Annotated in this window: 15 protein-coding genes and 1 pseudogene; 7 read left to right on the top strand and 9 right to left on the bottom strand. The window is 62.3% G+C overall.

Annotated features, from left to right (window positions below; genetic code table 11):
• Positions 1–123: 123 nt before the first annotated feature.
• The 3 genes and pseudogenes from BDOA9_RS37460 to BDOA9_RS37455 all read right to left on the bottom strand — a co-directional run.
• A pseudogene (locus BDOA9_RS37460) lies at positions 124–420 on the bottom strand (efflux RND transporter permease subunit); the annotation flags it as partial.
• 212 nt (positions 421–632) lie between these two features.
• On the bottom strand, positions 633–875 hold the full coding sequence (locus tag BDOA9_RS39225; RefSeq protein WP_025038786.1) for a hypothetical protein: 243 nt from the start codon (positions 873–875) through the stop codon (positions 633–635).
• Entirely contained in the window at positions 791–1201 is a 411-nt protein-coding gene (locus tag BDOA9_RS37455; RefSeq protein ID WP_082848015.1) for a TetR/AcrR family transcriptional regulator, read from the bottom strand. The genes BDOA9_RS39225 and BDOA9_RS37455 overlap by 85 nt, the downstream gene beginning before the upstream one ends.
• A gap of 305 nt (positions 1202–1506) precedes the next feature.
• On the opposite strand from BDOA9_RS37455, the gene BDOA9_RS36110 reads away from it, so the two are divergent.
• A complete protein-coding gene (locus tag BDOA9_RS36110) occupies positions 1507–2277 on the top strand; it encodes a GntR family transcriptional regulator (protein WP_152033756.1) in 771 nt (256 codons plus the stop codon).
• 33 nt (positions 2278–2310) lie between these two features.
• Here the strand turns inward: BDOA9_RS36110 and BDOA9_RS36105 are convergent, their stop codons facing one another.
• The 3 genes from BDOA9_RS36105 to BDOA9_RS36095 all read right to left on the bottom strand — a co-directional run bounded on the left by BDOA9_RS36105 (position 2311) and on the right by BDOA9_RS36095 (position 6353).
• Positions 2311–3279, bottom strand: coding sequence for a Bug family tripartite tricarboxylate transporter substrate binding protein (locus BDOA9_RS36105; RefSeq protein WP_063921191.1), 969 nt, complete (start codon positions 3277–3279; stop codon positions 2311–2313).
• 77 nt (positions 3280–3356) lie between these two features.
• Entirely contained in the window at positions 3357–4739 is a 1383-nt protein-coding gene (locus BDOA9_RS36100) for an amidohydrolase family protein (protein WP_025038783.1), read from the bottom strand.
• Between the two features lie 138 nt (positions 4740–4877).
• The gene (locus tag BDOA9_RS36095; RefSeq protein WP_025038782.1) at positions 4878–6353 is read right to left on the bottom strand and encodes an aldehyde dehydrogenase; all 1476 of its coding nucleotides are present in this window, start codon (positions 6351–6353) and stop codon (positions 4878–4880) included.
• 178 nt (positions 6354–6531) lie between these two features.
• Here BDOA9_RS36095 and BDOA9_RS36090 point away from each other — a divergent pair, with 178 nt between their 5' ends.
• Together BDOA9_RS36090 and BDOA9_RS36085 are read left to right on the top strand one after the other, a co-directional pair.
• On the top strand, positions 6532–8211 hold the full coding sequence (locus tag BDOA9_RS36090; protein WP_025038781.1) for a thiamine pyrophosphate-binding protein: 1680 nt from the start codon (positions 6532–6534) through the stop codon (positions 8209–8211).
• 75 nt (positions 8212–8286) lie between these two features.
• Entirely contained in the window at positions 8287–9381 is a 1095-nt protein-coding gene (locus tag BDOA9_RS36085; protein ID WP_210183865.1) for a TRAP transporter substrate-binding protein, read from the top strand.
• Positions 9382–10208: 827 nt separating this feature from the next.
• Here the strand turns inward: BDOA9_RS36085 and BDOA9_RS36080 are convergent.
• Positions 10209–11195, bottom strand: a complete 987-nt coding sequence (locus tag BDOA9_RS36080; protein ID WP_025038779.1) for an MBL fold metallo-hydrolase — start codon at positions 11193–11195, stop codon at positions 10209–10211.
• A 91-nt stretch (positions 11196–11286) separates the two neighbouring features.
• Positions 11287–12177 (bottom strand): SDR family oxidoreductase, encoded by an 891-nt coding sequence (locus BDOA9_RS36075; RefSeq protein ID WP_025038778.1) that lies wholly within the window; start codon positions 12175–12177, stop codon positions 11287–11289.
• 105 nt (positions 12178–12282) lie between these two features.
• On the opposite strand from BDOA9_RS36075, the gene BDOA9_RS36070 reads away from it, so the two are divergent.
• Positions 12283–12696, top strand: coding sequence for a winged helix-turn-helix transcriptional regulator (locus tag BDOA9_RS36070; protein ID WP_025038777.1), 414 nt, complete (start codon positions 12283–12285; stop codon positions 12694–12696).
• Positions 12697–13149: 453 nt separating this feature from the next.
• Here the strand turns inward: BDOA9_RS36070 and BDOA9_RS36065 are convergent, their stop codons facing one another.
• Positions 13150–14088: a LysR family transcriptional regulator gene (locus BDOA9_RS36065; protein WP_025038776.1), complete on the bottom strand. Its 939-nt coding sequence runs from the start codon at positions 14086–14088 to the stop codon at positions 13150–13152.
• Positions 14089–14191: 103 nt separating this feature from the next.
• Here BDOA9_RS36065 and mhpA point away from each other — a divergent pair, with 103 nt between their 5' ends.
• The 3 genes from mhpA to BDOA9_RS36050 all read left to right on the top strand — a co-directional run bounded on the left by mhpA (position 14192) and on the right by BDOA9_RS36050 (position 18012).
• On the top strand, positions 14192–15766 hold the full coding sequence (gene mhpA / locus BDOA9_RS36060; RefSeq protein ID WP_025038775.1) for a bifunctional 3-(3-hydroxy-phenyl)propionate/3-hydroxycinnamic acid hydroxylase MhpA: 1575 nt from the start codon (positions 14192–14194) through the stop codon (positions 15764–15766).
• Positions 15767–15783: 17 nt separating this feature from the next.
• Positions 15784–16842, top strand: a complete 1059-nt coding sequence (locus tag BDOA9_RS36055) for an alpha/beta hydrolase (protein WP_025038774.1) — start codon at positions 15784–15786, stop codon at positions 16840–16842.
• 261 nt (positions 16843–17103) lie between these two features.
• Entirely contained in the window at positions 17104–18012 is a 909-nt protein-coding gene (locus BDOA9_RS36050) for an NADP-dependent oxidoreductase (RefSeq protein WP_025038773.1), read from the top strand.
• Positions 18013–18412: the final 400 nt, after the last annotated feature.

Raw genomic sequence — 18412 nt, 5'->3', positions numbered from 1 at the left:
GGGCGTCCTCTGCCATGAGGACTTCTGAGTTGTTATTGGGTCGCCGTTCGTCCCGTCATTGGAAAGCTCACCAATCACGTGGGATCAGACTACGGCACGACGCTCAGCGCCTGCGCTGTAAGCTCAGCTCATCTCCCCGGCGGCACCGGCCTCGCCCCGATGGGCGATGAGGACGTAGGGGACGGGCACGACCGAACAGCGGGAACAGCGTTCCGATCGACAGGCCCGTGGCGATCAGGAGCCCCATATTGTAGCGGGACACCACGCCCGCGCCGCTCGCAGTGACCAGCGGCAGGACCCCAGAACCATCGCCGCCGTCGTCATCAGAATCGGCCGAAGCCTAATCGTCACCGCCTCGATGATGGCCTTGCTGCGGTTCTTTCCCTCCGCGCGCAGCTCGTTGCTGGGCAGAAACATGAGAGGCCTGCAACGACGCGGCTGACCACGGCCTGCCCGCATCGGCGCGGGAAAATGATTCCGCCGCCCGACAATCGAGGCCTGCCGCGTTGGATGACGACAAGCGGTCGCTCGCTCTCAACCGGCCTCGCCGCTGCGGCAGGCTGCCAGGAAACGCAACGCTCTCCGCCACATGCGTGCGGATCCACGCTCTCAGCGACTTCGGATCTTCCCCATCACGCCCGCAGCAGCAGCGGCGCGACCACAAGCTCGAGGAAGAACTGGGCGGTCTTGGTCAGACGTTCCGGAGCGAAGGCTGCATGTAGACCGTCCCGCTTCGACCGGGACACATCCCGCAAGATGGTGGCGGCATGATGGGGGCCGCGTTCGCGCATCAAGCGTCCGACCTTGGCGAGGCCAGGGAAATGGCGCTTCTGCAACTGCCAACGCAGGAAATTGATGCTGTCCGCAGCCAGCACGTGCTTGAGGATCTCATTGCCGGGGCCGTGAGCCGCTCCTCGATCGTAGCGCCCAGCGATGGCGCGTTCTCGTATCCCAGGCGCACTTTTTCCGAGTTACGGATCGCAATCGCAGCGAACAGAGCTTCCTTTGTGGGAAACCGCGCGTAGATCGTTCCCTTGCTCGCATGAGCAAAACTGGCGATCTCCGCGACGCTAGCGCCGGCGAGGCCGTGCGCCAGGACCAGTTCGCGCGCAGCATTGAAGATCCGCTCGTCGACTTCGGCGGCAAACTCCTTAGGGGGACGGCCGGTGCGAACGGCGCGCCGGAGAGCCTTCGCCCTCATCACCTCTCCATTCGTGCACCTCGGTTACGTTCGCCGGACCGGCGTCATGGGAGAAGGAGTTGTGCCTGCAAAGCACGTAGCGAAGACGGCGCGGAAAGTAAATAGCACTGAGTAGTACACATCCGCTGCTTGACGCTCCCCTCGACAGATTGCACGTATCGACCATATTACGGTACTATGCCGTGCGTGCAGGTGCCGAACGCTCGTCTCTTTTGGCGAGCTCGTCGGACAACAATTTTCCATCGTGCGATTGAATTTTGCCTAGCCACAAGGGGTACTGGGTGACGAGCTCCAAAGTTCAGCGTGTGCCGGTCACGGCTGCACCGCTCAGGCAACAGGTTGCGAGCAATCTGCGGACCGCGATCATCGACGGCCGCTTCCAACCGGGCGAGCGGTTGAAAGAAGGCGAGCTCTGCGCATGGACGGGGGTCAGCAGGACGGCGGTGCGCGAAGCTCTGCGGCAGCTCGAGGCCGAGGGCATTGTCGACAACATCCCCAACCAGGGGCCCGTCGTAGCCCGCGTGTCGCCCGACGAAGCGCGGCAGCACTACGAGGTCAGGGCCATGCTGGAAGGCCTGACCGCGAGGAGCGCCGCCGAGAAGATTACGGAAGCTCAGACCAGGGAACTGCAAAAAGTGAAGCGGGACCTGGACCGTGCCTTCAAGTCGGGCAGCATCGCCAAGGTGCTGGAATGCAAGAACGTGCTCGACGAATTCCTGATGAGCGTGTCCTCGAACAGCGTCGTCAAGGGCTTCGTGAGCGTCATCCGCGCCCGATTGAGCTATCTGCGTCCGATCGTCCTGTCGCAACCGGAGCGGCTGAAAGAGAATGCCGTCGAGGTCCATGCGATCATCGATGCGATCATTGCCGGGAAGCCGCAGGCGGCGTGGCAGGCGGCGGTCAACCACGTCAACATGGGTGCGAAGGCGACGCTCAAGATGCTTGAGCAGCTCGAAGCGGCCGCGGCACACCAGGCCGCGCTGGACGCCGAGGCCGCGCTTCGGGCGAAACGCCCCCGGGGACGGCCGCGCCGCGACGTGGCCCCCAATAATCCGGTCGGACGCGTGACGGTGTAGCGGCCGCCTCGTCCGGCCGGAATGCCGGACTGCTCATCCGCCTTCGCGAAGGCCGTTGTCGCGGACGACCTGCCCCCAGGTCTGGGCTTGCTCGGTGTAGAAGTTCCGCATGTAGTCCGGGTCGCTGGCGACAATCGTCAGCCCCATGGCCTTGATCTTGTCCGCGACGTTTTGCTCCCTCAGCATAGCGCTCATCTCGGCGTGAAAACGCTCGATCATCGGCTTTGGGGTTTTTCCCGGCGCGTACAGTGCCCACCAGGGTGTCGCCGCCAGATCGGGATAGCCGCTTTCAACGAGCGTCGGCACATCGGGCAGAGTCGGGTGCCGCGTCGCTCCGGTCTGGGCCAGGGGACGCAGCATCCTGGCCTCGATCTGGCTGTTGATCACCGCGCTCGAGGCGATGATCATGTCGACATGCCCGGCGATCGCATCGTTGACGGCGGGAGCGCCCCCCTTGTAGGCCACGTGCGTCCACTGCGCGCCGGAGCGTTTGGCAAGGGCCAGCATGGTCAGATGCCCCAGGCTGGCCGTGCCGGCCGAGGCGTATGTAAAGCCGCCGGTCTTCGCTTTCGAGGCAGCGATCAGCTCGGCCAGCGTCTGATACGGTCGTGACGGCTGGCACGCGATGATGTTCGGAGCCGTTCCCACCAGCATCACCGGATCGAGATCGGTCTCGGAGTTGAATGGAAGGCCTGGCTGCATCACCGGATTGGTGGCGTGCGTGTCGAAGACGAACAGCCAGGTCCGGCCGTCCGGCGGCGACTTTGCCACCGCCGCCGCGCCGATGCTGCCCGCAGCACCGGGACGGTTCTCGATGATGATCGTCGCGCCAAGCCGCTGCTGCAGGCCCGGCTGGACCAGACGCGCGATGGCGTCCAGCGTTCCGCCGGCGGGGAACGGGACGATCAGCTTCATCTGGCCCGCGGGCCATTCCTCGGCCCTGGCAACGAACGGCATGGCGAGTGCACCGGCAATCACGGCGCGTCGAGTGAGGTTTCCCATGGTTTTCTCCCGAGACGATAGAGACGCGGAGCCGGAAACAGCGGCGGCGCAGGGCGCGCCGTCGCCGCCCGTCCTCGTCAGCGCTGCGCGAACGTCGCGATCGGCCCCGCGACGGGCTTGCCGCGATGCCAGACCGCCGAGATCTTGTGAACGTTGGCGATGTCGGCCGAGGGATCGGCGTCGAGCACGATCAGGTCGGCGAGCTTGCCGGCCTGCAGCACCCCGCGATCGTTTAGCTTGAGCAGCTTGGCCGCGCTACTGGTCGCGATCGTCAAGGCCTGCATCGGCGTCAGGCCGGCCTCGACCATGAGGTCGAGCTCGCGATGTTCGGCAACGCCGGGGAACCGCAGTCCGACGCCGGAATCCGATCCGAACCCGATGCCGATGCCGGCCTTGTAGAGCGTCATCAGATTCTTCTGGTTCATCGCCAGCGCCTTGCGGGCGCGTTCCGAGCCGGGAGCGTCATGGACCTTCTGCTGCCATGCCGGATCCTCCAATTGCGTCTTCACGGCGGGATCGAGCGCCCTGTTCACGAACGGATCGGCCGACACCTGCGGCTTGTCGGCGAAGATGAAGTTGGAATCGTCGAGCGCCAGCGTCGGAACGTACCAGGCCGCATTCCTCTTCATCAGCGCGATCGTCGGCGGATCAACCTCCTTGTCGCGAATGCCGTGCGCCAGGATGTCCGCACCCGCCTTCAGAGCAGCCTGGGCGTCTTCGAGATCGTTGATGTGGAAGGCGACGCGAAGCTTGTTCTTGTGGGCCTCCTCCACCGCGGCGGCGTAGACCTCCGGCTTCACCTTCACCGGCAGCAGCTTGCCGAAATCGTCGAGCCAGATTTTGACCAGGTCGGTCTTGCGTCGGGCCATTTCCCTGACGGCTTCGCGCGCGGCGTCCGGCGTGTCCGGGCGATAGATCTGGCTGGGCCCGACCGGTACGATCGCCACCGGCGGCGCGCCCATGGCGACACCGATGCCGCGGTCCGCGCCGAAGATGTCCGCCCCCGGCGCCTTGCCCGCATGCAGCTCCGCGCGCAGATCGTAGAACTCGGGCGCGTTCAGACCCAGCGACGCGATCGTGGTGACGCCGAAGGCCTCCCATTGCCGTAGCTGGGACAGGATGTAGTCGCGATTGTAGTTGTCCGGGCTTGCCTTGAGGCCCCTGACGATGCCGACATGGGAATGATCCGAGATCATGCCGGGCATGATGGTCTTGCCCTTGAGGTCGACCACCTCGGCGCCGGACGGCACCTTCACCGCTGCCGCGGGCCCGGCGGCCGCGATGCGTCCGTCGCGAATGACGAGGACGGAATCGGCAACCGGCTTTCCCCCTGCCCCGTCGATCAGCGTGGCTCCCTTCAGGACCACCGCCTTCGAAGCGTCCTTCACTTGCGCCAGTCCTGGCAGGCCCGACAGACACAGGCCCGCGATAGCCAAGGCGACGACCGATGCTGCTCTCATGCGGAGCTCCTCCCTGTTTCCTCGTTCTCGATGTCCGCAGGTTGGTCCTGCGGCTCTTTAAATATTATGCTACTATATTACGATCCACTGGCAATTGATCCTGGGGCTCACGCCCCGGGATCGCCCGTGTCGATCGGCCTATCGGAGCACGAAAGGATAAGGCTCGTCGCCGCTGCTCATCCAGACCGTCTTGGTCTGCATGTACTCGTTGATGGCCTCGATGCCGTTCTCGCGGCCGAGGCCGCTGCGCTTATAGCCGCCGAACGGCGCCATGTAGCTCACCATGCGGTAGGTGTTGACCCAGACCATGCCGGCCTTCAGCCGGTCGGCCATCACGTAAGCGCGCTTCATGTTCTGCGTCCAGACGCCGGCGGCGAGACCGAAGAGGATGTCGTTGCCGATCTCGACGGCTTCCTCCTCGTCGCGGAACGGGATCACGGAGAGGATCGGGCCGAACACCTCCTCCTGTGCGATCCGCATGCTGTTCTTGACGCCGGTGAAGACGGTGGGCTCGACGAAGAGGCCCTTACCGCATTCCGGCCGGCGGGCGCGGTCGCCGCCGAGCGCCAGATGCGCGCCGTCCTTCTTGCCGATCTCCATGTAGGCGAGCACCTTGTCGAACTGGGGCAGGTTGGCGACGGGCCCGACCTGGGTCTCGTTCTGCATGGGATCGCCCATCTTGATCGTGGCCGCCGCCTTCAGCAGCTTTTCGACGAAGGCGTCGTGCACCGATTCCTGCACCAGCATCCGCGATCCGGCGATGCAGGCCTGCCCGACCGCCGCGAAGATGCCGGCGATGGCGCCGTTGACGGCGTTGTCGAGATTGGCGTCGTCGAACACGATGTTGGGCGACTTGCCGCCGAGTTCGAGGCTGACGCGCTTCAGGCCGCGCGCCGCGCCCTCGTAGATCTTCTGGCCGGTGGCATCGGAGCCGGTGAAGGCGACCTTGGCGACCTGGGGATGCTCGACCAGCGCCGGCCCGACCTCGTTGCCGAAGCCGGTGACGACGTTGATGACACCCGGCGGGAAGCCCGCTTCCTCGACCAGCGCCATCATCTCGAGCAGCGATGCGGAAGTGAATTCCGAGGGCTTGAGCACCACGGTATTTCCGGCAGCCAGCGCCGGAGCGAGCTTCCAGGCCACCAGCATCAGCGGCGAGTTCCAGGGAATGATGCCGACGACGACGCCGACCGGCTCGTGCTTGGTGTAGGTGAACATATTGGGCTTGTCGATCGGGATGACCGAGCCCTGAATTTTGTCGGCGAGGCCGCCGAAGTAATAGTACCATTGCGGAATGTAGTTGAGCTGGCCGCGCATCTCGCTGATCAGCTTGCCGTTGTCCCGCACCTCGATCTCGGCGAGCCGCTCGGCATTCGCTGCGATCAGGTCACCCAGCCTACGCATCAAGGCGCCGCGCTGCGTGGCGTTCAGCTTGGGCCATGGCCCGACGTTCATCGCGCGATGCGCCGCTTGGACGGCGCGCGCCGCATCCTCGGAGTTGCCGCGCGGGATCAGTGCCCAGGGCTCCGCAGTATAGGGGTTCATGGTCTCGAACCACTCGCCCGAGGCCGGATCCTCCCACTTCCCCCCGATATACATCTGATACTTCTTCACGGAGCACCTCCTCGCGGGAGCAAATTATCTTAATCGTATTATCGTATTATTGATTTTCGGACGACGTCAAGCCGCAATGAGGCCCGAGTAAGCGCGTTTGACAAAATAACTTACGTCGTAATACGGTACTATATAAATTATTAACAGCGGATCGTCGAGGCCGCGCGGGAGGATCAGAATGACGAACAACGTGGCCGCCGACATCGCCATGGCGCTCAAGAACGAAGGCGTCGAGAACTTCTTCCTCCTCACCGGTGGCGACCAGCCGCTGTGGATCGCGCTTCGAGACGCCGGAATCCGGATGGTGGTCGCGCGCAGCGAGCCCAGCGCGGTCTACATGGCCGACGGCTACGCACGGGCGAGCGGCCGCGTCGCGCCCGCCTATGGGCAGGCCGGGCCCGGCGCCGCCAACGTCGCGGCCGCGCTGGCGGATGCGGTCTGGGCGCAATCGCCGGTCTTCGCACTGACGGGCGCGACCGCGACGAATGCCGTGCACATGAACGAGTACCAGGATCTCGACCAGCACGTCATCTTCCAGCCGGTCACGAAGTGGAATGGCGCGGCCGCCGCCCCCGAGGTGACCGGGAGTCTCGTCGTCCAGGCGCTTCGTCTCGCGGCGACACCGACCTGCGGCCCCACCCATCTCGACGTGCCGAAGAATTTCTTCGCCCTGCCCGGCGCCTCACAAAGCACGAACTTGCCGGCACCTTCGTCTGCACGGACGGCCAGCAAGGCAAAGCCACTCGACGCCGAGCTCGCCTCGGCCCTGGACTTGCTCAAGAGCGCGCAGCGTCCTGTGCTGTTCATCGGCGAAGGCGTCAGGCTGGCCGGCGCGTGGACCGAGCTTGCGCTGCTGTCGGAGCTCACGGGCATCCCGATCGTGGCCACGGCTGGCGGCAAGCCAGCCGTTCTGACGTCGCATCCGAACTTCTGCGGCGTCGTGGGCCGCTATTCCTCGGTGAGCGCGAACAAGCTGGTGGCGGACGCCGACTGCGTGCTGGCGCTCGGGACCCGCCTGGGCGGTCTTGCGACCAACGGCTACACGCTGCCGAGCCGCCGAGCGACCGTGATCCAGATCGACCACGACCCGGCGTCCCTCATCAACACCTATGCGCCCCGCCTCGCGGTCCGCGCCGACATCAGGGTCTTTCTCACGGACCTGCTCGAACTCGTGAAGCAGCAGCGCCTACGGACATCGTCCGACTGGCTCGAGCGTTGCCGCGGCGACGCCATCAGATGGACCGCACGTCATCGCGAGCAGCTCGCGGCCGCTTCCGGCAACGCCGCCCTCTCCCCGCTGACGGTGCTCGACGAGCTGTCCCGCCATGGCAGCGAGATCACCCTCGTCGCGGACACCGGCTACATGGCGGCCTGGACCGGCGTGCTGTTTCCGACGCTACGCTACGATGCGTTCTTCCGGGCGGTCGGCTCGCTCGGCTGGGCCCTTCCTGCCTCTCTTGGTATCCAGATCGCGCGGGCAGAGAAGACCGTGTGCGTGACCGGCGACGGCGGGGCGGGCTATCATCTGGCCGACATCGAGACGGCGGTTCGCTACAGGCTGCCGGTCGTCATCATCGTCATGAACAATAGCGCGCTCGCCTTCGAATACCACGAGCAGAAATACCGCTGGAACGGCAATGTCGTCGCGGAAGCCAACGATTTCGGCAGGGTCGACTTCGCAGCGGCAGGCATCGCCCTCGGTTCAAGAGGGGCGCGCGCGACCAATCGCGAGGAGTTCGCAGCGGCCATGACCCTCGCCATGAAGGCCTCCGATCCGTTCGTGATCGACGTCGTGATCGACAAGGAAGCCTTTCCACCCGTCACGAATTTCGACGCGGTGATGGAACGCAAGCTCTAGGTTCGCGGGCGGCGCGCCGGAGAGCCGGCCGCGCCGTCCGCCGATCCAGCCAGACGACAATCATAAACAACCGGGATGGAAACCATGAAGACTCGTCGAGCCATCGTTGGGGCCGCTGCGGCCGGTCTGTTGCCACTGACCGCTCCGTCAGTCGCCCGGGCGCAACGAGCCACGATCCGCTGGCGCCTCGCGTCCAGCTATCCCAAGACCCTCGACACGATCCACGGCATCGCCGTTCGCCTCGCCAGAAACGTCGCGGAGATGACGGATGGCGGCTTCCAGATCCAGGTGTTCGGCCCCGGGGAAATCGTACCGGGCCTGCAGGTGCTCGATGCCGTGCAGAGCGAGACCGTTGAGCTAGGTCACACCGCGTCAGTCTATTACAGTGGAAAGAACAAAACGTTTGCGATCGACACCGGGCTGCCGTTCGGAATGACGCCACGTCAGCACCTGTCCTGGATGTATCGGGGCGGCGGGCTCGAACTGTTCCGGGAGTTCTTCAAGACGTACGGCGTCGTGAACTTCCCCGGCGGCAGCACGGGCGTGCAGATGGGCGGGTGGTTTCGCCGCGAGGTAAACACGCTCAATGACCTGAAGGGCCTCAAGATGCGCATCCCCGGCATCTCCGGCGACGTCGTCGCGAGGCTCGGCGTCGTTCCCCAGAACATTGCCGGCGGCGATACCTATGCCGCGCTCGAACGGGGAACGATCGACGCGGTCGAATGGGTCGGCCCCTATGACGACGAGAAGCTCGGCTTCAACAAGGTCGCCAAATATTACTACTACCCGGGCTGGTGGGACTGCACGGGCCAACTGGCCTTCTATGCCGGGGCGAAGGCATGGTCGGCGTTGCCGCCGCGCTACCAGCGCGCATTCGAAGTGGCGGCCGCCGAGGCGTCATGGGACATGCTGTCGCATTACGATGCCAGCAACATGGCGCCGCTGCGGCGGCTGATCGCAAATGGAGTCGAGCTCAGGCCGTTCTCCCGCGAGATCATGGAGGCCGGATACCGCGCTGCATTTGCGCTCTACGACGAAGAAGTGGAAAAGAACCCCGACTTCCGCAAGGTCTATGGCGAATGGCGCAAATTCCGCGAGGACATCGTGACGTGGTTCAGGGTGGCGGAGGCAAGCTTCGAGGCCAATTTGTACAACCTGTACAAGATGTGAGGAGTTTAGGTCGCTGAGTACGCGCATCAATGACGTTTAGGACAATCGTGGCTCTCCAATATCGAGTGCATCAATGCGGCACTTGGTGTAGCTCCTCGTCGCGCGCTGAGGAATGTTCTGGCGAAGGTAACGCGATAGCTGGGGAACAAGGCGCTGCAGAAGGAAGCGCGGATTTGAATTTTGACTGCATTCGAGCCTAAATTTCGTTGTACGCAGAAGAACATCGAGCGGAGTAACGCGACATCAGCGGCTTGGCGGGTCTTTCCACTGTATCTGCGCCGGGGACCGGTAAACGCAATATGGAGAGCCGAAGGCGGCTCTCCCATCCGTCAAACCACATCGCTTCTGTCGCGGCCGGTCTGAGCAGGGATGGCGGCCAGCCCTTCCCGGCCAATAGCTGCTCGGCGCGAGCGGCCATGGCCTGCTTCCAGAGGTCAACGATCCATAGGGGAGTATCCTATCGTTGAGACGCACGGTCTCAAGGACCAGCTCCTTGCTGACATGGTCAAGATAGGGGAACACCCTGAGGCTACTTACGCTTCTGGCGACCTCGATTGTTTAGGTCCCATCATAAAAACTTTCATCGTTGGAGGCATGCAGGGGATTCTAGGACCGCCCAAGGAGCCGCCTAAAGTTCGAGGACATCGTAGGGCCGAACTATGCGTTATCGAGCCAGATGCTACGAATCGAAATTTGGGATTCGATCGCCAAGTATCTTAAGGGCACTTACCCAGCACAACCTCCACTCCTCCGCCGCTTTCGGTCAACGACCAAACATCCGCCGGTCGACCCTTCAACGAGTACGTGCTCTTAAAGGCGGGCTGGGCTTAGGAGCGCTTCAAAAAGTATTGCACCGCCGGCGAGATGAATTGATCGTTCTCCCAAGTCGGATATTTGGCGCGAATTGCGTTCCTCAGTTCGTCTGCCGAACGATTATGGGCTAGCAATTTCAGGTCCTTGAAGTAGTTCAACACGTCATCAATGATTTCCGGTCCACCCAGATTGCCGTGGCCAGGCACGATGAACCGCGGCTTCAGGGCTCGCATCTCGATCAGTATCGACTCCCATCGTTCAACATCGATATCGGCTTGGGTGACCATGGGTGGGAAGAACGGGATGATTGGGAACATTCGCTCTTCGATAAGATCGCCGGCAAATACGATTTTCTCTTCGGGCAGGATGATGATCTGATCCCCAGGACTGTGGGCAGTACCCCGGGTCCTGAACTCGACTTTGCGTCCACCCAAGTCAATCGTCTTACTCCCCTCGTACGTCTCGTCCGGCGGCGTGATAACGATGCCGTCCAGCAAGTGAGCTTGATCGGATGGGAGAAAGCCGTGACGAAAGGCATCGATCTGGTTCGCTCCTGTTCGCAACAGGTAATCGCGCTGGTCGCGATTGTACAAGATACGCGCGTCCGGCTTAAATACCTGTGCGCCAGAGCCATGCTCCGGGTGAGTATGGGTGATCGTCAGGAGCACCTGCCGTCCGGGTGCTAGCTGTCGTGCGAGCTTCGACACGCCATCCGTATTTTCAAGGCCCAAGCCGCAATCAATGACGAGAACCGCATCTCGTCCGACGATTATGCCGATGTTGGGCACGAGCGGGATCCGCCTGTCCGGCACGATGAAGATGCCCGGCGCCATCTCAGCGGGAAAACGAGCGTCAACCAGCGGCATGGGCCGCACCGTCGGAGGCGTGCCCATATCTTCCGCCTTGGCCGAGGCCGGCAATGCGGCGGCGAGAGCGCCAAGGAGTGGAAGCTTCAGTAGTCTGCGCCTTTCGTGGCGAACGGCGTTTCTGAACACGTCCATCCAGGGTCCATCTGGGTTCATCGATTGTTTGCACGCTCGAATCGGCGGCCAAGAAAGCAGGCGAACGGTCAGATCGGCTACAGCCACCGCCTTATGCGAGCAGGGTAGCCTTGTTCGCCTCCATGAAGGCGGTAAGTGACTGCAGTGTTTTGCCGGAGAGCTTCTCCGCGTCCAAGGTCACGTCTGAAAGGCCGCCGATGCGAGCGTTCCTCTCGAAGGAGATGAGCAGTGGCACCAAGCCTGCCGGCATGCCCGCTGCCTTCATGCCTTCGGCCAATGCGTCGTCGGGTAAGTTGATGACCTCAATTGGCCTGCCGGTTGCGCGGCTGGCAATAACGGCGATCTCACTGTTGGTCAGAGCCTCGGCTCCCGTCAACGTGTAGGTTGCGCTGTCTTTGGCGGCGGATGCAAGGGAGGCCGCGATGGCGCAGGCGATATCGCCGCGCGAGATATAGGCGGTACGGCCCTCTCCAGCCGAGCTGTACCACTTACCTGTCTTGAGCACTTGCGGCAGGACCATAAAGAGATTTTCCTGGTACCAGCCGTTGCGGAAGATGGTGTAGGGAAGCCCGGTCTCTTTAATCGCTTGCTCCGTACCATAGTGGTCCGGCGCGAAGAGGACTGGATTGCCGGGCTCAGGCTTCGGCATTGACGTATAGGCGATATGGCAGACGCCGGCTTTTAGGGCTCCGGCAACAGCCGCCTTGTGCTGGCGCAGCCGCTTGCCTGCTTCCATGAGCTCGTTCGTGGAGATGAGGAGCGCGCGGTCTGCACCTTGAAAGGCGGTGACGAGCGAAGCCTCGTCGTCGAAATTCGCCGGGCGCACCATGACGCCCTTGTTTGCGAAGTCTTCGAGCTTAGCCGGGTCGCGGCTGGTAAGAAGCAGATGGTCCGGGCGAACGGCTCTGGTCGACAGAAGATGATGGGCGACGCCTCGGCCGAGTTGGCCCGCTGCTCCGGTGATCAGAATGGTCTCGCTCATGTCCCGTTCTTTCTGTGCCTTCGACAACGGCGAGGTAGTATAGAAAAGAGAGCAGCGATAAAAGTAGGCAGTAATTCGAGACCTGGTTACTCCGAAGGAACCATCATGGACAAGCCGACGACTATCATGAGTGCCAAGTTTCAGGCCTGTCGCGCCGCCGCGGGAGGCAACATTGACAATTGCCCCGTACGCGATGTGATTGCCAATCTCAGCGGAAAATGGGCCTCGCTCCTTGTACTGGTGTTGGCCGAACGGCCACATCGCTTTGGGGATTTGCGCCGGCTTGTGCCTGACATCTCGCAACGTATGCTGACGCAGACGCTTCGAGATCTGCAACGCGACGGCTATGTTCATCGCGAGGTCTTACCGACGACGCCACCAAGCGTCGAATACAGCCTGACTGATTTCGGCCACTCCATGTTCGTGCCTTTGCTGGGGCTAATTCAGTGGGCCGAGCGCAACCACGCAGCAGTTTGCACGGCAAGGACGAGATTTGACGAGGATCACGTGCGCTCCTAGCGCTCTCTTCGCGCGCGAGAGCCAGTTCCTGGCGAAACGGATTCCCGACGCGAGCGGATCAGGCGATATACCACGTTGGCGACACCGTAAGCCGGCGTTGAAGAGAACGTCGGTGCTTTCGGACGCCACTGCTGGTCCTCTGGAAGAGTTGGTGGCAATCGAGCTGAAGGTGACTGGGCGTGTTGTGACCTCGATCGGGATCACTTGAACCCAACTGCGGGTCACAACGGGGTATCCGTTACCTCATCAGCGTCATCACTGAATGCTCGACGTTGGCCCGGCATCGCCGCTCGAAGGGATCATGACAGCCGAGCAACTATCCCGATCGCCAGATCCGCCCCCAGCATCAGCCCGCCCGCATCCGATGCGATGCCGAACGCCGCCGAAATCGCGTAGCCTCCATCGGCCACCGCTCTGTGTCCGTCGTTTCGCGGATCGCCTCGCTTGACTCGCTTAAGTTGGTCCGCCTTGGACTATGCGCGAAATTTGCATACCTTTGGCCTCTTCTAGGACAATGCCGCGCAACCACATGCTGGCTGGGTCGCTGTTATGCAGAGCTGGCCACTGGATCGCCTCGGTAAAGCGAGGAATCGGCACGGGCAGCTCAATGATGCGCAATGGCATTGTCTTTGCGAAATGCTTTGCCAGGCGACGGTGCATTGTTGCGATGCGTTCTGTTCCAAACAGAAGGTGGGGGATCATGGAAAAGCTTTGCACCGTTACCTCGATTCGACGCTTGACGCCGTGCTCGAGCAGCAACCATTCCTCGATTGAGGGTTTTCGCGTCTTGCCGAACTGCGCCATCACGTGCCCCATCGACATGTATTTCTCAAATGTCAGCTTGCGCGACAGTTGCCGGTTCGAGCGGCAGCCGACGCACACCATGGTCTCATCAAACAGTTTCGCCTTTGGGTGTCCCGGTGGCATGAATATTTCGGGAAAGATCAGGAAATCAATCTCGCCGCGGCGCACCGGCTCGTCCGGCTCATCGTCGAACGGCAGCAACTCGAAACTAACACCCGGCGCAAGGCTTGCGACGCGTTCGACGACTTTGCGGAAGAACACAACGGTCATGAAATCGGACAGGACGATGCGGAAGCGGCGGTCGGACTTTGCGGGGTCGAACGCTTCGCGGCCGGCGATCGTGAGCTGGATGTGGAGCAGCGTCTGGCGGGTCGGCGCGGCGAGCTGCTCGGCGAGTGGTGTGGGCATCAACTCCCGCCCGCGCATGACGAAGAGATCATCCTTGAAATAGGCTCGCAGCCTCGCGACAGCGGCGCTCATTGCCGGCTGGCTGAGGTTGATACCGCGTGCCGCCGCCGTGAGGTTGCGCTCAGTGAGCAGCGCGTCGAGTGCAACGAGCAGGTTGAGATCGAGGCCTTTGAAGCGCATGACGCACCACCCATCCATGATATGGATCATAGCAATCGATACAATCAATTGTACAAATGATAATCAATCCCAGAAGGTCCTCCCAAACAGGGGGAGGAATCTCGTGGCACCCGCAGATTTCGATGTTGCCGTCGTCGGCTATGGTCCGACTGGACTTACCGCCGCATCGCTCTTGGGACAGCTTGGCCACCGCGTCGTCGTCATCGAGCGCTGGGCAACGCTCTACGGCCTGCCCCGGCTGACCCACATCGATGGCGAGACGGCGCGGCTGTTGAGCTTTGCCTGTGACATCGATGATGCGTTACGCGACTCTTCGCCGATCGATTCCTACGTCTTCTACAATGCCAAAGGCAAGCCACTCATCGATGTCGGCAAACTCCCCAGCCCGCCGATGGGATTTCCCGCGCACATCTCGATCCACCAGCCCGACATCGAGGAGGCAATCGACCGCCGGGTTCGCACGCTGCCGACTGTCAGCGTCCGTCAGGGCACCGAGCTCACCGGGCTCCGGCAATCGGGCGGATCAGTGGAACTGGCGGTGAACTCCGCAGCGGGCGCTGACACGCTGCGCGCGCGTTATGTGCTGGGTGCGGATGGCGCTCGCAGCTTCGTCCGCTCGGCGCTCAGCATCGAACGCGACGACAACGGTTTTAACGAACGCTGGCTCAACATCGACGGCGAGCGCAAGCGGCCGCTCGCGTCGAGCTTCGAGGAGACCAAGCAGTACTGCGATCCGGCGCGGGGCCACATGTTCCTGCCGATCGGTAAGAACCGCCAGCGTTTTGAATTCGCGCTGCTTAAGCACGAGGAAACGGCCGAAATGGAGAAGCCGGAAGCCGCCTGGAAACTGCTCAGGCAGTATCATGGCGTCGGTCCGGACGACATCAAGATCATCCGCCAGGTCGTCTACACATTCGAATGCCGCATGGCACAGAGCTGGCGCAAGGGACAGACCTTCCTCGGCGGAGATGCCGCCCACACAATGCCGCCCTATATGGGCCAGGGTGCTTGTTCCGGCATCCGCGACGCAGCAAACATCGCTTGGAAGCTCGATCTCGTGCTGCGGGGCACCGCGACTCCCGACCTTCTCGACAGCTACGAACTGGAACGCCGCCCGCACGTTGCGAACATCATGAGCTCCGCGGTAATGCTGGGCAAAGTGGCGAACACGCATAGCCGCTTGATTGCCTTCTTCCGGGACCTGGCGTTCCGCTTCAACCTGGTCCCGCCGCCTCCACCGTTCCCGCGCCTGAACGCCGGTGTGATCCAGAACGAGCGGCGAGACGAGGCTGGGAAGGTGGTTGGCTCAGTGCCGCCACAGGGACAGGTGCGAGTCGGCGGAATGACGAGCCGGTTGGACGCCCAAGTCGGCTATCGCTTCGCGCTGATCGCACAGAGTAATCCCGTCGCGACGCTCGATTCATCCAGAGTCGGCTTCCTGAGGGATCTCGGCTGCCGATTGTTCACGCTTGCGGACGATGCCGGCCCTGGCGTCGAGCGCATTGTTGATGTGGAGGGCGTCTACGGAGCGTACCTGGCCGAAAAGCATGTCGTGGCGATGCTGACCCGCCCGGACACTTATGTGTTCGGCTTAGCCGCAACGGATGCAGAGCTGCCGCGGCTTGTCGACGATCTGCGTGGCAAGCTTGCTTGGCGCCAGAACGTGGTGGCCGCTTGAGAGCTCCGGAGGCGCCGATGCAGTTTGATGAAGATCAGTTCAAGCAGATCGAGGCGTTGTGTCGTGCGATGCCGCTCACACGCATGGCGGACTACGGCATGCCTCGCGACTTGGCCGAACGCGCTCACCGGCTGGTCCGGGAGGGCGCGCGCTGGGACGAGGTGCTGGAAAAGCTAGGACGCGAGCAGGAAGCCCGCGCCGAGCAAGATCCCGCGCGTGGGAGGGAGTTGTGGCATGCTGCGGCGGTGTGTTTTGTCTTTGCCCAGATGGCTTTTAACGCCGATAGTGAGCGCAAGCGCTGTCTCTATCGCCAGATGACGCACTGCTTCGGTCGCTTCGCAGCCCTGTCATATTTCCCAGTCTCGCGCGTCAGCGTGCCCTACCGGGACGGTACGTTATACGGGTGGCATTTTCATAGCGGGGCTGGTGCGGCGTCCGGTACGGTCATCGTGTTTGGAGGTATGAGCGGTTGGTCGACGGCCTATCGGTCGATGGCGGAGTCGCTATGCCGGTGCGGCTTGGATTGCCTGCTGGTCGACGGTCCTGGTCAGGGCGACAGCCGCCTGGAGGGCGGCGTGTTCGCGGACGCGCACATCGCTGCGGGCTTTTCCCGCTTTGTCGAATATGTACAGAACTGCACGCCCGAACAACCAGTCGGGGTATGGGGTAACAGCTTCGGCGGGTTGTTCGCCGCGCTCACTTCTGTACGCGATCAGCGCATTACCGCCTGCTGCATCAATGGCGCTCCGATCCGGGCCGAGATCCCGCCGTTCCGTACCGCACAGGAGCAACTCGCCGCTCTCTTCGGCGTCGCCGATGCGGCCGAGCTCGCGCCTCTCCTGCCAGCGCTCGTCTTCGATGGCGAGCGTGCGCCGCTCGCCTGCGCGACGCTGGTGCTCGAGGGTGGCGCAGATCCGCTGGTCCCTGTCGGCACCCAGCAGAGTTTCCTCACCGGCAATCACCACCCGCTGTCGCGTCTCGAAACGTGGCCGGACGGCGAACATACCATCTACAATCATGCGGCCGAGCGCAATGTGCTGGCCGCACGGTGGTTCGCAGCCGCTCTCTCATCGTAAGAGCTCGTGGATTCAATTGAGAAAACCAACAAAACCAGATCGACGCTTTCGCTGCGGAGGAAGCGCGCCAATTTGGGCCCGTATCTCAGTCGGGCCGCCCGCCCATTTTCCATGCTGCAGGCAGTTCTCTCTAGGTAACAAACTCCCGGAAAACTGCCCTCTTTACGTCTTGGCATCAATCTCCAATTTAGTGCAGCTCTCCTCTTGAGAGTACCCTCTGTCACGACGGTTCTGCGAAATGACCGACCATAGGAGACATCCGTGAAGGCAGTTCAGTTCAGCGAATATGGCGGCCCCGAAGTGTTGCGGCTGGTCGAGACCCCCGAGCCGCATCCCGCTGCCGGACAGGTGCGGATTGCCGTCCGCGCCGCAGGCGTTAACCCGATAGATTGGAAACTGCGAGCTGGCTATTTCAGAGAGCAGATGCCCCTTACTTTCCCCTCCGGCATCGGCTTCGACGCTTCGGGCGTAGTGGACGAGGTGGGAGAGGGTGTTACAGGCGTTTCAGTCGGCGATGCGGTTTTCGGTCAAGGTATCAACACGGTAGCGCAACACGCCATTCTCACGAACTGGGCTCACAAGCCTGACAGTCTCTCATTCGACGAAGCGGCGGGTTATCCGACGGCCGTTGAGACGGCGACTCGCGCCCTCGGGTTGCTCAATTTGAAATCCGGTGAGACGATCCTTGTGCATGGAGCGGCAGGTGGTGTCGGGACTGCCACACTTCAGTTCGCGCATCAGCGCGGGATTGCGGTGATCGCCACCGGGCGCGAGGCGAAGCACCAGCATCTTCGATCGTTCGGTGCGAGGCCGACGACATACGGACCGGGTCTGGTCGAACGAGTCAAGCTGCTCGCTCCCAATGGGCTGAGTGCAGCCCTTGACTTCGCCGGATCGGATGTTCCCGACTTGATCGAGCTGATCGGCGATCCTTCCCGAGTCGTTACCATCGCCGATTTCCACGCGCCGCAGAAGTATGGAGTGCAAGGATCTTTCACGGAATTTCAAAAGAACCCGGAGCTGATATTTGCCGAAGCGGCTCTGCTTCACTCCAAAGGCGTCTTCCGCATGCCTGTGGAGGAGACTTTCCCGATCGAGAAAGCGTCAGCGGCGCAAAAGCGCAGTGAGGCAGGCCGTGTCACGGGCAAGCTCATCATCAAAGTGACTTAGCTAGGCCATGGTCCTTTCGTAAGTGCGTGTCCGCCAGCCGCAGAATTGTGACTTAGTTGTATGCTGAAATCCACGCCGCGAAGCTGCTCCGCGGCGTGCGCTTAGCCTGGCGAAATCTCTACGCTGGGCTCGCGTACCGATGGGGCGTTGCGGTCCTCCCATAAGATTGGGTCGCTACCCAGCATTCTCTCAACGCGAAGAAACGGAAGAGGAGCCCGACTTCCGCAAGGCATGCAAAGAATGACTGACGTATCGCGATCGCATCGTGACCTGGTTCAGGTGGCGGAAGTGAGCTTCGAGTCCGACCTGAGATACGGCTTTACATCCGATGGCCGAGGTCAGCAATCTGATTTCGAGATAATCTCTATCGATAAGTTCTACTGGTGCGGTTTGGCTGCCT

The sequence above is a fragment of the Bradyrhizobium sp. DOA9 genome (assembly GCF_000617845.2).
Lineage (GTDB): Bacteria > Pseudomonadota > Alphaproteobacteria > Rhizobiales > Xanthobacteraceae > Bradyrhizobium.
Note: the sequence above shows the minus strand (reverse complement) of the source record. Positions and strands in the feature narration are given on the sequence as shown.

Bases quoted from the DNA above. Each gene is read 5' to 3' on its own strand.
- BDOA9_RS36080 (WP_025038779.1), bottom strand. From the start codon at position 11,195: ATGGACGTGTTCAGAAACGCCGTTCGCCACGAAAGGCGCAGACTACTG.
- BDOA9_RS36055 (WP_025038774.1), top strand. From the start codon at position 15,784: ATGCAGTTTGATGAAGATCAGTTCAAGCAGATCGAGGCGTTGTGTCGT.
- BDOA9_RS36065 (WP_025038776.1), bottom strand. From the start codon at position 14,088: ATGCGCTTCAAAGGCCTCGATCTCAACCTGCTCGTTGCACTCGACGCG.
- BDOA9_RS36070 (WP_025038777.1), top strand. From the start codon at position 12,283: ATGGACAAGCCGACGACTATCATGAGTGCCAAGTTTCAGGCCTGTCGC.
- BDOA9_RS37455 (WP_082848015.1), bottom strand. From the start codon at position 1,201: ATGAGGGCGAAGGCTCTCCGGCGCGCCGTTCGCACCGGCCGTCCCCCT.
- BDOA9_RS36090 (WP_025038781.1), top strand. From the start codon at position 6,532: ATGACGAACAACGTGGCCGCCGACATCGCCATGGCGCTCAAGAACGAA.
- BDOA9_RS36105 (WP_063921191.1), bottom strand. From the start codon at position 3,279: ATGGGAAACCTCACTCGACGCGCCGTGATTGCCGGTGCACTCGCCATG.
- BDOA9_RS36100 (WP_025038783.1), bottom strand. From the start codon at position 4,739: ATGAGAGCAGCATCGGTCGTCGCCTTGGCTATCGCGGGCCTGTGTCTG.
- BDOA9_RS36075 (WP_025038778.1), bottom strand. From the start codon at position 12,177: ATGAGCGAGACCATTCTGATCACCGGAGCAGCGGGCCAACTCGGCCGA.
- BDOA9_RS36085 (WP_210183865.1), top strand. From the start codon at position 8,287: ATGGAAACCATGAAGACTCGTCGAGCCATCGTTGGGGCCGCTGCGGCC.